The 14,421-nt window shown below is 31.0% G+C and carries 12 protein-coding genes; 8 read left to right on the top strand and 4 right to left on the bottom strand.

Features of this window, described 5'->3' with window-relative positions:
- The first annotated feature begins 158 nt into the window (after positions 1–158).
- The 3 genes from ispG to ACKGJI_RS07335 are packed head-to-tail and all read left to right on the top strand — an operon-like array spanning position 159 to position 4,904.
- Positions 159–1,220, top strand: a complete 1,062-nt coding sequence (gene ispG, locus ACKGJI_RS07345) for a flavodoxin-dependent (E)-4-hydroxy-3-methylbut-2-enyl-diphosphate synthase (RefSeq protein ID WP_458699639.1) — start codon at positions 159–161, stop codon at positions 1,218–1,220.
- Positions 1,207–3,669 carry a replicative DNA helicase gene (gene dnaB, locus ACKGJI_RS07340; protein ID WP_458699638.1) on the top strand — a complete coding sequence of 821 codons (2,463 nt, stop codon included), beginning with the start codon at positions 1,207–1,209 and terminating at the stop codon, positions 3,667–3,669. Before ispG ends, dnaB begins: the two co-directional genes overlap by 14 nt.
- On the top strand, positions 3,669–4,904 hold the full coding sequence (locus ACKGJI_RS07335) for a ComEC/Rec2 family competence protein (protein WP_458699637.1): 1,236 nt from the start codon (positions 3,669–3,671) through the stop codon (positions 4,902–4,904). Before dnaB ends, ACKGJI_RS07335 begins: the two co-directional genes overlap by 1 nt.
- Here ACKGJI_RS07335 and ACKGJI_RS07330 read toward each other — a convergent pair.
- Genes ACKGJI_RS07330 through ACKGJI_RS07320 form a run of 3 tightly spaced genes read right to left on the bottom strand, consistent with a single transcriptional unit; the run spans position 4,866 to position 7,778 of the window.
- The gene (locus ACKGJI_RS07330) at positions 4,866–5,672 is read right to left on the bottom strand and encodes a YihY family inner membrane protein (protein WP_458699636.1); all 807 of its coding nucleotides are present in this window, start codon (positions 5,670–5,672) and stop codon (positions 4,866–4,868) included. The genes ACKGJI_RS07335 and ACKGJI_RS07330 overlap by 39 nt on opposite strands.
- A 2-nt stretch (positions 5,673–5,674) precedes the next feature.
- Positions 5,675–7,057 (bottom strand): glycolate oxidase subunit GlcD, encoded by a 1,383-nt coding sequence (glcD, locus tag ACKGJI_RS07325; protein WP_458699635.1) that lies wholly within the window; start codon positions 7,055–7,057, stop codon positions 5,675–5,677.
- 1 nt (position 7,058) lies between these two features.
- Complete coding sequence (locus ACKGJI_RS07320) at positions 7,059–7,778, bottom strand: plasminogen-binding N-terminal domain-containing protein (protein WP_458699634.1); 720 nt, start codon at positions 7,776–7,778, stop codon at positions 7,059–7,061.
- Between the two features lie 116 nt (positions 7,779–7,894).
- Between ACKGJI_RS07320 and ACKGJI_RS07315 the strand changes: the two genes are divergently transcribed.
- The 3 genes from ACKGJI_RS07315 to ACKGJI_RS07305 are packed head-to-tail and all read left to right on the top strand — an operon-like array spanning position 7,895 to position 11,038.
- On the top strand, positions 7,895–9,088 hold the full coding sequence (locus tag ACKGJI_RS07315) for a peptidoglycan DD-metalloendopeptidase family protein (protein ID WP_458699633.1): 1,194 nt from the start codon (positions 7,895–7,897) through the stop codon (positions 9,086–9,088).
- Between the two features lie 8 nt (positions 9,089–9,096).
- Entirely contained in the window at positions 9,097–10,467 is a 1,371-nt protein-coding gene (gene mgtE, locus ACKGJI_RS07310; protein ID WP_458699632.1) for a magnesium transporter, read from the top strand.
- 7 nt (positions 10,468–10,474) lie between these two features.
- Positions 10,475–11,038, top strand: a complete 564-nt coding sequence (locus tag ACKGJI_RS07305) for an NUDIX domain-containing protein (protein ID WP_458699631.1) — start codon at positions 10,475–10,477, stop codon at positions 11,036–11,038.
- Positions 11,039–11,057: 19 nt separating this feature from the next.
- Here ACKGJI_RS07305 and ACKGJI_RS07300 read toward each other — a convergent pair whose 3' ends face one another.
- Positions 11,058–11,933, bottom strand: a complete 876-nt coding sequence (locus ACKGJI_RS07300) for a carbon-nitrogen hydrolase (protein ID WP_458699630.1) — start codon at positions 11,931–11,933, stop codon at positions 11,058–11,060.
- 144 nt (positions 11,934–12,077) lie between these two features.
- Here ACKGJI_RS07300 and ACKGJI_RS07295 point away from each other — a divergent pair, with 144 nt between their 5' ends.
- Together ACKGJI_RS07295 and feoB are read left to right on the top strand one after the other, a co-directional pair.
- On the top strand, positions 12,078–12,305 hold the full coding sequence (locus ACKGJI_RS07295; RefSeq protein ID WP_458699629.1) for a FeoA family protein: 228 nt from the start codon (positions 12,078–12,080) through the stop codon (positions 12,303–12,305).
- Positions 12,302–14,401 (top strand): ferrous iron transport protein B, encoded by a 2,100-nt coding sequence (gene feoB / locus ACKGJI_RS07290; protein ID WP_458699628.1) that lies wholly within the window; start codon positions 12,302–12,304, stop codon positions 14,399–14,401. Before ACKGJI_RS07295 ends, feoB begins: the two co-directional genes overlap by 4 nt.
- Positions 14,402–14,421 lie beyond the last annotated feature (20 nt).

Raw genomic sequence — 14,421 nt, 5'->3', positions numbered from 1 at the left:
TAACTTTTATATCTACTTTTATCTCATTCTCAAAAATGCATCCTTGCATTTTTTCCGAGGCTTCGGACTATTTGTACATCCTTGTACAAATTACGCCCTCAGAACCGATAAAAGTAGATGTAAAAGTTAAATTTGAATTATTATAAAAAGTAGATAAAATGATAAAAAGATATAAAACAAACAAAATTTATGTTGGAGATGTTGCAGTTGGTGGTGATGCACCTATTAGTGTGCAGTCTATGACTTTTTCTAAAACGGCTGATGTTAATGCTACTGTTGAGCAGATAAAAAGATTGCATTTTGCTGGAGCTGATATAGTAAGGGTTGCTGTTCCTGATTATGAGGATGCAAATGCGCTAAAAGAGATAAAAAAACAGATTTCTTTACCACTTGTTGCTGACATACATTTTAACTATCGCTTAGCCTTGATTGCTGCTGAAGTTGTTGATTGTATCAGGATAAATCCTGGAAATATTGGTGATAAACAAAGAGTAAAAGAGGTTGTAAAAGCCTGTAGTGAAAGAAACATACCAATTAGAATCGGAGTAAACTCTGGAAGTTTGGAAAAAGAGTTTGACATCAAATATGGTGCAACTGCAAAAGGTATGGTTGAATCTGCTCTTTATAATATAAAATATCTTGAAGATTTGGGATTTAGCGATATCAAAGTATCTTTAAAAGCTAGTGATGTTGAGCGAACGGTTGCGGCTTATGAGAGTTTAAGACCTCTTACAAATCATCCATTTCATTTAGGAGTTACTGAAGCTGGAACTAGGTTTCACTCTACTATAAAATCTTCTATCGCTTTAGGATCACTTTTGCTAAAAGGCATAGGAGATACTATGAGAGTATCAATGACTGGAGAGCTTGAAGAAGAGGTAAACGTTGCACGTGCAATTTTAAAAGATAGCGGTGTTGCTAAAAATGGGGTTAATATAATCTCTTGTCCTACTTGTGGAAGGATTGAAGCTGACTTAGTTAAAGCAATATCTGAGATTGAAGAAAGAGTAAAAGACATAAAAGCACCACTTAATATCTCCGTTATGGGCTGTGTTGTAAATGCCATAGGTGAGGCAAAACACGCTGATGTTGCCATAGCTTATGGAAAAGGGCAGGGCTTAGTGATGGTAAAGGGTGAAGTTGTTGCTAAGCTAAAAGAGGAAGAATTGGTAGATAGATTTATGCTAGAAGTTAAAAAGGCAGCAGATGAGTATAAATAATCTTTACAATATCAATATCGAAAGATCAGTTCTAAGCTCGATTCTTTTTAATCCAGCTACTTTTGAAGATGTAGCAACTGAGCTTAAGCCAAGAGATTTTTACCTTCCAGCTCATGCTCATATATTTGAGGCTATGGAAGAGTGCGAAAGAGAAGATTTACCGATAGATGAAGAGTTTGTAAAGAAAAAACTGAATCAAAAAGATAGATTTGATGAAGATGCTATGCTTGAGATACTCTCAACAAACCCCCTTCCTTCAATTAAAGCTTATGTTGAAGAGATAAGAGAAAAATCTATAAAAAGAGATTTAGTAAAATTAACTGGAGATATAAAAGAAGTAGCAGTTGATAAAGATTTGCCTTCTAGTGAAGTTGTAGATTTGGTTCAGCAAAAGCTATATCAAATCACAAGTGACAGTAACTCAAAAGAGTTTCGTGAATCTCCTGAGATGACTAGCTCAACTATCGAGCATATTTTGGAGATGAAAAAAAGAGGAAATTCAGGAGTTGTAGGACTAGATACTGGATTTAGTGAACTAAATAGACTAACAACAGGATTTGGAGAAGGAGATCTCATCATAGTGGCTGCAAGGCCAGCGATGGGAAAATGCCTAGCAAAAGGTACAAAAGTTTTAATGTATGATGGCAGTTTGAAAAAAGTCGAAGATATCAAAGTTGGAGATAAGCTGATGGGAGATGATTCAACTGCTAGAAATGTTTTATCCATAGCAAGAGGTAGAGAAAAGATGTATTGGGTAAGACAAAATAAAGGTATAGATTATCGTGTTAATGAATCTCATATACTGTCTCTAAAAAGAAGCAGAAATGAAGGAAAACACAAACATGAAGATGTTTTAAATATCTCTGTAAAAGAGTATTTGACTAAATCAAAAAAATTTAAAAGTAATTATAAGGGCTACAAAGTAGCTGTTAAATTTAAAGAAGAGCCTTTAACAATCGAGCCTTATTTTGTAGGTTTGTGGTTGGGTGATGGAAGAAAATCTGATATTAGGATTGCAAATAAAGATAAAGAAGTCATTAAATACTTAAAAGATTATGCAAAAAAATTGGATTTAAAACTTATCAAATCTAAAGATGATGGCAAATGTCCTATGTATGCCATAACAAATGGCAAAAAAATCAATAAAAAAACATATTCACTTCAAGCTGATTTGAGAAAATTGGGCTTGATAGATAATAAACACATTCCTAGAAAATATCTTATAAATTCAACTAAAAATAGACTTGAACTTTTAGCTGGATTGATTGATAGTGATGGGCATTATGATAAGCAATGCAATGGTTATGAGATAACTCAAAAAGATAAAAAACTTGCAAAACAGATAAAATTTTTAGCAGATTCTTTGGGTTTTAGAACTTCAATTAAAAAGAAAAAAGCATCTATAAAAGAGATTGATTTTACATGTAATGTTTATAGGGTAAGAATTTTTGGTGATGTAGATAAAATTCCTGTAAAAATAGAGCGAAAAAAAGCTGCACCTTGGATGGTAAAAAGAAGTTGGAATCAAACTGGTATCAAGGTAGAATTTGATAAAGTTGATGATTATTATGGGTTTGAGATAGATGGCAATAGTTTATTTTTGTTAGAAGACATGACAGTAACTCATAATACAGCTTTTACACTAAATCTAGCACAAAAAGCGCTTGATGATAATAAAGGTGTTGCTATATTTTCACTTGAGATGCCAGCTGAACAGTTGATGCTGAGGATGCTTAGTGCAAAAACTTCTATACCTCTTCAAAAGCTTAAAATTGGTGATATGAGTGATGATGAGTGGAGTCGTTTAAACAGTGCAGCTGATGAGATGAGTAATAAAAAGTTTTTTGTAGATGACAATGGAAATGTCAACATTCACACAGTTCGCTCAAAATTAAGAAAACTAAAATCACAACATCCTGAAATTTCACTTGCTATTATTGATTATCTACAACTTATGAGTAGTGGCGGAAATAAAGATAGACATTTAGAAGTTAGTGATATATCAAGAGGTTTAAAGCTACTTGCAAGAGAGCTAAATATACCTATAATCGCACTTTCTCAGTTAAATAGAAGCTTAGAGAGTAGAAGCGATAAAAGACCTATGATGAGTGATTTAAGAGAGTCAGGCTCAATCGAGCAAGATGCAGATGTCATTATGTTTGTTTATCGTGATGATGTTTATAGGATGAGAGAAGAAAAAGAAAAAGAGCAAAAAGCGAGACAAGAGGGAAAAGAGTACAAAAGTAACTTTTTTGAAAAGCCTGAAGAAAGAGCTGAACTTATTATCGGTAAAAACAGAAATGGACCTATTGGGGTTGCTAATCTAATCTTTCAAAAATCATGCACTAGATTTGTTGATGCACTAGGGCACGGTGTTCCTGTTGAAATTGTTTATGATGATTCAAGTATACCTGCAAAAGAAGCAAAAATAGAAATGCCAAATATGTAATGAAAAAAGTGCCACTATTTGTAAGTAAAAAAGAGATTTTTTTTGCTTCTTTAGTGGCTGTTTTTTTATTTTGTATCTCCATTGGCTATGAGTATGTAAAGTTTAAAAAAGTTGATACTTATTCTATTTATAAAGATACATTTAAAGTACTTAACAGTTATGAAAAAATTTCAAAAAAAGGCAAAATTTACCAAATAATAAAACTAAAAAATGGTAATTTTACTTTCAATGCTATTAATTTCAAGCCTTTACATGTAAAGAGGTTGGATAAAGTAGAAGTTGTTTTTTATACTAAAAATATAGACTTTGTAAAATATCTAAAAGGTTTTTATGCTCCTTTAAAATCTTTACATGTAGAAAAAAGTTACTCTAAAAATCTAGCTGTTGATTTTATAGACAAACAACATGAAAATGAAATTATGACAGAGCTTTACTCAGCTTTATTTTTAGCAAATCCTATGAGTAAAGAGCTTCGAGATAAGATTTCAACGTGGGGTATTTCTCATTTGGTTGCAATTAGTGGTTTTCATTTTGGCTTAATTGGTGCAATTTTATTTTTTATAATCAAGCCATTTTATACTTTTTTTCAAGACAGATTCTTCCCATATAGAAATAGATTTGTTGATATTAGTTTTTTAGTTTTGATTTTACTTGGAATTTACGGATATTTTCTAGATTTTACTCCATCAGTTTTAAGAGCTTTTGTTATGAGTTTGATGGCGTATTTTGTGTTGATTAAAAATATAAAAATCATCTCTTTTTCAACTTTGTTTATGAGTGCAAGTATCATTTTGATACTTTTTCCAAAGCTTTTATTTTCTATTGCTTTTTGGTTTTCTATTTGTGGGGTATTTTACATATTTTTATTTTTACAGCATTTTAGTGAGACCCCAAAAGTTTGGCAATTTGTAATTTTAAATTTTTGGGTTTATTTTTGTATGATTCCAATAGTTCATTATGTATTTGATGTTTTTTCTTACTATCAATTTATATCGCCTTTTATTAGTATATTTTTTGTAGTTTTTTATCCACTTGCTTTAGCTTTACATTTAGCTAGTTTTGGAGGAGTTTTTGATAGTTATATTTTGGATTTTTTATCTTTACATGTAGAAAGTTTTTCTGTTATAACTCCTACTTGGTTTTTAGTTGTTTTTGTAGCTCTTTCAATGCTTTCTATAAAGTATAAAAATCTAGCTTTAATCTTGCCTTTTGTCTCTTTGTATATACTCATCTAAGACAAAGGTAAACTTTGCTCCAAAAAGATAAATCAGCCAAGAGAAATAAACCCATATAAAAAAGAACATCAAAATACTAAAAGAGCCATAAATACTAAGATAAGTTTTGTTATATGCCACATAATATACAAAAAGAGTTTTTGAAATATACCATATAAGAGAAGTAAAAAAAGATGAAATTAGAGTACTTTTTTTACTCAGTGTTTTATTTGCTGAAATCATATACATGATAAAAAACAAAAACCAAATGATTAGATAAGGCAAAATCGGTAGTATATTTATAGAGTTTGTATATTGATTTGAAGATAAAAATCCATTTATCAAGGATGATAGATAAAATGAGATTGCAAGGCCTAGGGGCATCATAGTAAGCATCGTCCAATAAGTTGTGATTGATTGCCAAAGTGATCTTTTGTTTGTTTCAAAAATCTTACTTATGATTTTTTCATAATCCAAAAAAAACATGATAGATACATAAAGAACAAATATAAGTCCAGTTGAGCCCATTGAGCCAGTATTTTCCATGAATTTATTTAGATATGAAGCAATGCTTTCTTGTTGTGCTGGCATTAATGAATTAAAGATAAAATGTTGAATCTTCTCATAATGCTCTTTAAAACTTGGCATTTTAGTAAAAATACTAAATGAAATAAGTAAAATAGGAATCAGAGAAAGGATTGTATGAAAACTCAAAGATGAAGCATAATGAGCAATTGAGGGATCTTTTGTCCTTTTTAATATCTCTATGACTTCATCTTTTTTTATCATTTTTATAGTCCCATTTTGTGAGGATTGAGTATATTGTTTGGATCAAATGCTTTTTTTATTGAGCGAAATAATTCCATTTCGCCTTCGCTAAATGCTAGATGCATAAAAGGAGCTTTACTAAGGCCAATCCCATGTTCTCCACTTAAAGTACCACCTAGTTTTACAGTAGCTTTAAAAATCTCTTCAATTGCTTGATGTCCAATTTCTAATTGTTTTTCATCACTTCCATCAACCATAACATTTGTATGTACATTTCCATCTCCAGTATGACCAAAACATGGAACTTTTACATCATATTTTTTAGCAATATTGTTTATCTCTTCAAGAAGTGCTGGTAGTTTGTTTCTTGGAACAGTTATATCTTCGTTTAGTTTTTTGCTTCCATAAATAGTTATACTTTGGCTTGCATTTTTTCTTGCAAACCATAAATCTTCTGCTTCTTTAGCATCTTTTGCAACTCTAAACTCGATACATCCATTTTCTTTAAATTTGTCTTCTAGTATTTTTTGTTGATTTTCAAGTTCAATCTCTAAATTACCATCAATTGTTGAGATTAGGATTGCTCCAGCATCAACTGGTAAGCCTTTGTGAAATTTTTGCTCGACTGCTCTTATTGAGAGATTATCTAAAAACTCCATGGCAACAGGAGTAACACCAGCTGCCATTGATTTATAAACAGCATTCATAGCATCATTAACAGTAGGAAAAATTCCCATCATACTTTTTGAAAGTTTTGGTTTAGCAATGAGCTTTAAAGTTATCTCAGTAATGCACCCTAGAGTTCCCTCACTTGCTATGATGATACCAGCTATGTTATAACCAGCTACATCTTTTATGGTTTTTTTGCCTGCTCTGATTACTTCACCATTTGGTATAACAACTCTTAAAGCCATAACATAATCTTTTGTTATACCATATTTTGCAGCTCTCATACCTCCTGCATTTTCACTAACATTCCCACCAATTGTAGAGTAATGCTCACTTGCAGGATCAGGAGGATAAAAAAGACCTACTTCTTCAACGGCTTTTTGTAAATCCATGTTAATAACACCAGGTTGAACAACTGCAACCATATTTTCCAAGTCAATTTCCAAGATTTTATTCATATGTTTTTCATAAGCTAGGATTACTCCACCTTGACTAGGAAGTGCACCTCCAGTGAATCCACTGCCAGCACCTCTTGGAGTAATTATGATTTTATTGTCATTGCAATACTTTAAAATATCACTTACGTCTTTTTCATCTCTTGGAAAAAGTACAAGATCAGGCTCATATCTGTTTCTTGTAGCATCATAGGCATAAGCTATTAGGTGAGCTTTATCGCTATAAACATTTTCTTTGCCTAAAATATTTTCAAAATGCTTTATATGCTTTTTATCGATCATCTTAATTTCTCAATAGATTTCTATAGTATGAATTATAATCATTTATGTAAGATCCACTCCATTTTATCCAGCTAGTCTCAATCCCTTTTACTCTAGTATAAAATGGTGCTTGGGCAGTTTTTATATGTCCACCTTTTAGTGTTTTTAATACTTTAAAATTGTTACAATCTACAAAATAAGCATTTCTCTCAAGTGCAAAAAATACTAAACCAGTTGAATTTAAACTACAAACTTTTTGAAAGATTTCTCTATCTGGGTTTGGTCTGTACTCTTTTGCTAGGTATGCTCCAAAAATATCTGGATGAACCCATTGGATATCTTTAAAATGCTCTGTAACTTCTTTGTAAACATTATAGTTTGGAGCTACTATTAAAGATCTATTGTACAAATAATTTAGCTTAACTTGATCACCGACTTGTGGTAAAATCCCTGGTTTTGGAAAAGCATCTTGTGCTAAGTATTTGAATACTTCAAATTTTATAGTTGCTTTATCGTTGTCTTTTTTTACAACTTCTGCACGTGCTACGATTGTAGATGAGCCATCTTTAAATGAGTGCAGAACTATTCCTGATGAGCCAACTACAATATTGTCACTATTTTCAACTGTAGCAAATCTACCGTTTAAATCTAAAATTTTGGTGTTAAATTCTTCAAATAATGAAGCAGCATTTAAACTACTTAATATGAAAAATGTACCAACTAAAGCCAATAACTTACGCAATGGAACTCCTTTTGCTTTAAATTGAGAAGATTATACAATAACAGTTTTTATATAACCATTAAGTGCTTGTAAGAATTGTTTAGGTAAAATTTATCTGGTATTAATTTAAAGGAATTATGAGTATGCTTAGAGTGCTTTTAGCTGTTTTTTTTATGACATTAACATTAGGTGCTTCTACTTTAGTAGAAGATAATTGGGCAAAGGGTGAAACTTTTTTAACTTTTTTAGAAAAAAATAAATTGCCTCTTAGCATATATTATGATTTAGATAAAGAAGACCAAGAATTAGCAACAGAAATTATGTCTGATGTTAAATTTCAAATGTTAAAAGACGACAATGGTAAATTGGAGCAAGTTTTAATCCCAATAGGCGAAGAGTTACAGCTACATCTTATAAAAGAAAAAGATGGCTATAAACTAACAACAACTCCAATAGTTTTTGAAGAAATTGATAAGCATGTAACCATAGAGATAACAACTTCACCATATCAAGATATAATTGACCAAACAGGCAATTATCTCTTAGCGCATGAATTTATCCAAGCATTTAAAAGTAGTGTAAATTTTAAAAGACTAAGAAAAGGTGATAAAGTTGTAATCTTTTATAAAAAGAGAATTAGACTTGGAAAACAATTTGATGCTCCAAAGATAGAAGCTGCAATGGTTGAAGTTAGAGGAAGAAAAAATTATGTTTTTAGATACAATAAGGGAAGATATTATGATGATACAGGAAAAGAGGTAGAGGGTTTTTTCTTAGCAAAGCCTGTTAATTACAAAAGAATATCTTCTAGATTTACATATAAAAGATGGCACCCAGTTTTAAAAAGATATCGTGCTCATTTAGGGATTGATTATGCTGCAAATCCTGGAACTCCTATAAAAGCAGCTGGAAATGGTAAAATTATTTTTAGAGGAAGAAAAGGCGGCTATGGAAATACTGTGATTATCCGTCATGATAATGGCTACAAGACACTTTATGCACATATGAGAGCTTTTAATAAAAATGCTAGAAGGGGTAAATGGGTTAAAAAAGGTCAAGTAATTGGTTATGTTGGAAGTACAGGAATTAGTACAGGTCCACATCTTCATTTTGGATTGTATAAAAACAATAGAGCAATAAATCCAAATAGTGTTGTAAAAGTAACTAAAAGCAAATTAACAGGTAAAAAGAAAAAAGAGTTTTTTACATATATAGAAAAATATAAAAAAGAGATAGAATTAGCATTAAATGAAGTTTCAAATCCTGTAAAAGAGAAAAATTTTAAATATATAGTAAGTTTAGAAAAGCATAATGAGGAAATAAAAAACTAGGTTGATATATGCCAATAAATAAAGAAATAAAAGAGTATGTAGAGATTATTGAATCCTATCTTGATGATACAATTGATCAAGAAATATCAGCTTCAGAGTTAGCAAAATATTTAAAAAACATAAAAAATAGTGATGAAGAGCTGTTTTTTGAACTACTCAAAAGATTTCCTAGTGATATTTTGGGTGATATTGTTCTTGAATTTCCAGAATATTATTTAAAATCTATTTTAGAAAACATCCCTTCAATTCAACTTAGTGATGCCATCGAAGACCTTGAAAGTGATGACGCTGCTGATTTGATTCAAGATATTGAAGAGATAGATGAACAAAAGGCTCAAGAATTACTTTCAAATTTAGATGAAGAAGACCAAGAAGATATTAAAAAACTTATTCGCTATGATGATGATCAAGCTGGTGCATATATGCAAACAGAGGTCTTCACAGCTTATTATAATGAAAAAATTATAGATGCTATTGATAGACTAAAAAAATTGAAAATTGAGGGTGAGCTAGAGAATGTTCATCAAGTATATATCTTAGGTAAACTAGATAGATTGATGTATTCAATTTCTCTTGAAGATTTGATTACTTTTGATTTTAATAAAACTTTTGATGAAGAATTAAATGGTAGAGAAGAAGAATTTAAAGCTAGATATGTTCATGATGATGAAGATATTTCTGAAGTAATTGAACTTTTTGAAGATTATGATTTAAGTTCACTTCCAATTGTTGATTATCATGGAAAACTTTTAGGAAGAATTACAGCCGATGATATTCACGACATTATCCAAGAAAGAGCAACAGAACAGATTTATAACTTAGCTGGTGTTGATGATGAAGCAGAACATGAGGATAGCTTGGTTGAAGCTGGTAAATCAAGAGTAACTTGGCTTTTTGTAAATCTTTTAACAGCAATTCTTGCTTCAGTGGTAATTGGTATGTTTGAAGGAGTTTTAAGTTCATACGTAGCTCTTGCAGTTCTTATGCCAATAGTAGCTTCTATGGGCGGAAATGCAGGAACTCAATCACTTACGATTATGGTAAGACAGCTTGCTATAGGAGAGATTGATGAACAGAACTTTAAAACTGCTATTAAAAAAGAAGTTATTATTTCTTTGGTAAATGGACTTATTTTTGCAGTTTTGATAGGATTAATCGCTTATTTTTGGTTTAATGATACTAAAATTGGTATCGTTATAGCAGCTTCAATGATAATAAATCTTTTAAGTGCTGGTTTGGTTGGAAGTTTGGTGCCTTTAGGTTTAAAGAGATTTGGAATCGACCCAGCAGTAGGAAGTACAGTTATATTAACTACAGCAACTGATGTAATTGGATTTTTAAGTTTTTTAGGTTTAGCAAGTTTAGTATTAATGAAATAGGTTTGAAATGGATATAAATGATATAGAGTTTATTGGTTTAGAAAATTGTACAGATTCAAAGTATGTTAAACCAAAAAGTATGTTTTATAAGCAAGATGGTGTAGAAAAGAGGTGGGATGTAGTAGATGCACATGATAGCGTTGCAATATTACTGTACCATAAAGACAAAGATTCATTTGTATTTGTAAGGCAATTTAGACCCTCAATTTATTTGAAAAATGGTGATGGTTTTACTTATGAATTGTGTGCTGGACTTGTAGATAAAGATAAGAGTTTAAAAGAGATAGCTTATGAAGAGATAGTTGAAGAAACTGGCTACAATGTTCCACTGGATAAGATAGAAAAAATAACATCTTTTTATACAGCAGTTGGTTTTGCTGGAGGTAGGCAAACACTCTATTTTGCTTGTTTAGATGATAGTATGAAAATTAGTGATGGTGGTGGAATTGATAATGAAGCCATAGAAGTGATTTACATAAAAAAAGATGAAGTGATGAAGTTTATGCTAAATGAAAATATAGCAAAAACTTCAGGTTTAATGTTTGCTTTGATGTGGTACTTTAGTCAATAATTATATATAGTGCATAAGGTCAGTTAATAAACCTTTTAGTTATATTGTTGTAACTATCGATTCGTCTATCTCTTAAAAATGGCCATATCCTCCTAACTTCTTCACTTCTTTGAAAATCTATATCACAATAGATAATTTCTTCTTTATCACTGCTAGCTTGAGCTAAAAATTCACCTTGAGAGCCAACTACAAAAGAGTTTCCCCAAAATCTTATGCCATCAAGTACTTTGTGGTTGTCTAACTCTTTTCCTACTCTATTAATTGCAACTACAGGAAGTCCATTTGCAACAGCATGTCCTCTTTGAACAGTTATCCAAGCCTCTAATTGTCTTTGTTTTTCATCTTCGTTATCTTCATCAAACCACCCAATAGCAGTTGGATAAATCAAAATTTCTGCTCCTTTTAGAGCCATTAATCTTGCAGCTTCAGGATACCATTGATCCCAGCAAATAAGAACACCAAGCTTTCCAACACTTGTTTGTATTGGCTCATAGCCTAAATCACCAGGGGTAAAGTAAAATTTTTCATAAAATCCAGGGTCATCTGGTATATGCATTTTTCTATATTTTCCAGCTATACTTCCATCACTTTCAAATACAACAGCAGTATTATGGTACAAGCCTGCTGTTCTTTTTTCAAATAAAGAAGTTACTAAAACTACCTCATTTTCTTTAGCAACATTTGCCCAAAACTTTATATCATCTTCGAAATTATTTGCTTTATCAAAATTATCTACATCTTCATTTATGCAAAAGTACCTATCTTGATGTAACTCTTGAAGAAGTACTAATTTTGCATTGTTTTGTTTCGCCTCTTTTATCATTTGAACCGTTTGATTTACAGTCTTTTCTTTTGAACCTTTAAACGAATGTTGTATTAAAGCTATTTTTAACATAGTTAATCCTCTTGCTTTATGCAGTAGAAAGTATAATAGGATTATAATACTCTTTTTATGTTTAATGAGTGTTTAATAAAAAAAGAATTATAATTTCAATAATTATTATCAAAAATAAAATAAATGAATTTAGGATGGTTGTATATGTTAACTCTTGCAGATTTGAAAGAGAACGAAAAAGCAGTTGTATTGAAGATAAAAGCAGATGGAGAATTAAAAAGAAGGTTGGCTTCTTTGGGGCTTAGAAAAAATTCAGAAATATCAGTAAAAACTTTTGGTATCAAAAAAAGTGTCGTAGAAGTTGAAGTTGGAACATCTCTTATTGCTCTTAGATATGAAGAGGCAAAAGAGATAGAGGTAGAAAAAGTATGAAAAAATTAACAATAGCGCTTGTAGGCCAACCAAATGTTGGTAAAAGTATGCTAATAAATTCAATTTCTAATTCAAAACTTAGAGTTGGTAATTTTTCTGGAGTAACAGTTGAAAAAGCAGAAGTTAGTTTTGATTTTCATGGGTACTCTATTCGTATAGTTGATCTTCCTGGGACTTACTCACTAAATGATTATACTCAAGACGAAAGAGTTACTAAACAGTTTTTAGAAAATGAAGATTATGATATGATTATCAATGTTGTAGATGCTACTAATTTAGAGAGAAATCTATTTCTAACAACGCAGCTTTTAAGTTTAAATAAAAAGATGATTGTAGCTTTAAATATGATGGATGAAGCTAAAAAAGAGGGTATTTGTATAGATGAAGATCAACTTGGAAATATCTTAGGAGTTCCTTGTATAAAAGTTTCAGCAGCAACAAAAAGAGGAATTGGAAAACTCATAAATAGAGTTGTTGATATGAGCCATTTTGAGTATGAGGGCTCAAAGTTGGTTTTTAGTGATACTGTTGAAGAAGAGATTGAAAATATAGTAAATTTTTTAAAGGAAAAAAACTATAAAAGCAATGATTATAGAGATTTAGCAATAAAACTTTTAAGTGAAGATAAACAAACATACAAACAGTTACACGATGAGCCTATTTGGATTGAACTTTTACCAATCATAAGAGAGGCGTTAAATCATCTTTATGTTCACTATGACACAAAAGATTTAGATGAGATTTTTACTGAGGAAAGAGCATCTTTTGCAAAAGGTGCAGTTATGGAAACTGTAAGCTTCCAAAAAGAAAAAGAAAAGAAAAATTTAACTCAGCAAATAGATTCAATCCTTTTACATAAGATATTTGGAATTCCAATTTTTCTATTTTTTATGTGGGGTCTTTTTCAATTGACTTTTGAACTAGGTTCAATTCCTATGGATTGGATAGATGCTTTTTTTGTTTCACTGAGTGATTATGCAAGAACAATTTTTGGAGATGGTCAAATTGGCTCACTCATAGCTGATGGTGCTATTAGCGGTGTTGGTGCGGTAGTTTTGTTTTTACCAAATATTATGATACTTTTTTTAGGTTTGGCTCTTTTAGAAACTACAGGATATATGAGTAGGGTATCTTTTTTGTTAGATGGTTTTTTCCATAAATTCGGATTGCACGGAAAAAGTTTTATACCTTTAGTGACTGGCTTTGGATGTTCAGTTCCTGCTTACATGGCTGCTAGAACTTTAAAAAATGACAAAGACAGACTCATTACCCTGTTTATAATTGGTTTTATGAGTTGTGGAGCAAGGCTTCCAATTTACGTTTTATTTGCCGGAGCTTTTTTTGGTAAAGAAAATGCAGGTAGTGTTCTTTTTGCTATATATTTATCAGGGGCATTGCTAGGACTTGTTTTTGCAAAAGTTTTAAAAATTCTTGTTTTTAAAGGCAAGGATGAGCCATTTGTTATGGAGATGCCAAAATATAGATTGCCATCATTTAAGCTAATTTGGCACACTGTTATAACAAAATCTTTGATGTACTTGAAAAAGGCTGGAACATTTATTTTAGCAGCAAGTGTGTTTGTTTGGTTTGCTGTAAATTATCCAAAGCAGCCTGAGCTGGAATCGATTTATAAGACAAAGATAGAACAAATAACAAATGAAGAAGAAAAAACTAGACTTACAAATGAGTTAAATAAAGAGAGATTAGAAAATAGTTATTTAGGTACTATTGGAAAAGCAACTCAGCCTTTTTTTGCTCCTCTTGGATTTGATTGGAGATTAAGCGTTGCACTAGAGAGTGGACTAGCTGCTAAAGAAGTTGTAGTTTCAACTCTTGGAGTATTATATTCGCTAGGAGATGAGGCAACTGAAGCTGATGATAGTTTATTAAATGCTATTAAAAATAATATAGAATTACCAGTTGCAGTTGCATTTATCATTTTTGTGATGATATATCTGCCTTGTTTTGCAGCATCAATTGTATTTGCAAAAGAGGCTGGAAGTTATAAATATTTAGTGTATTTGTTTATTTTTACAACCACTGTTGCTTGGGTGATGGCGTTTATTGGGCTACATGTAACTAAGTTGTTGATTTAATAATTTTGTTTTAAAGTAGT

This window comes from Sulfurospirillum sp. 1307, from assembly GCF_054408545.1.
This window is presented reverse-complemented; position numbering and strand designations above follow the sequence as displayed.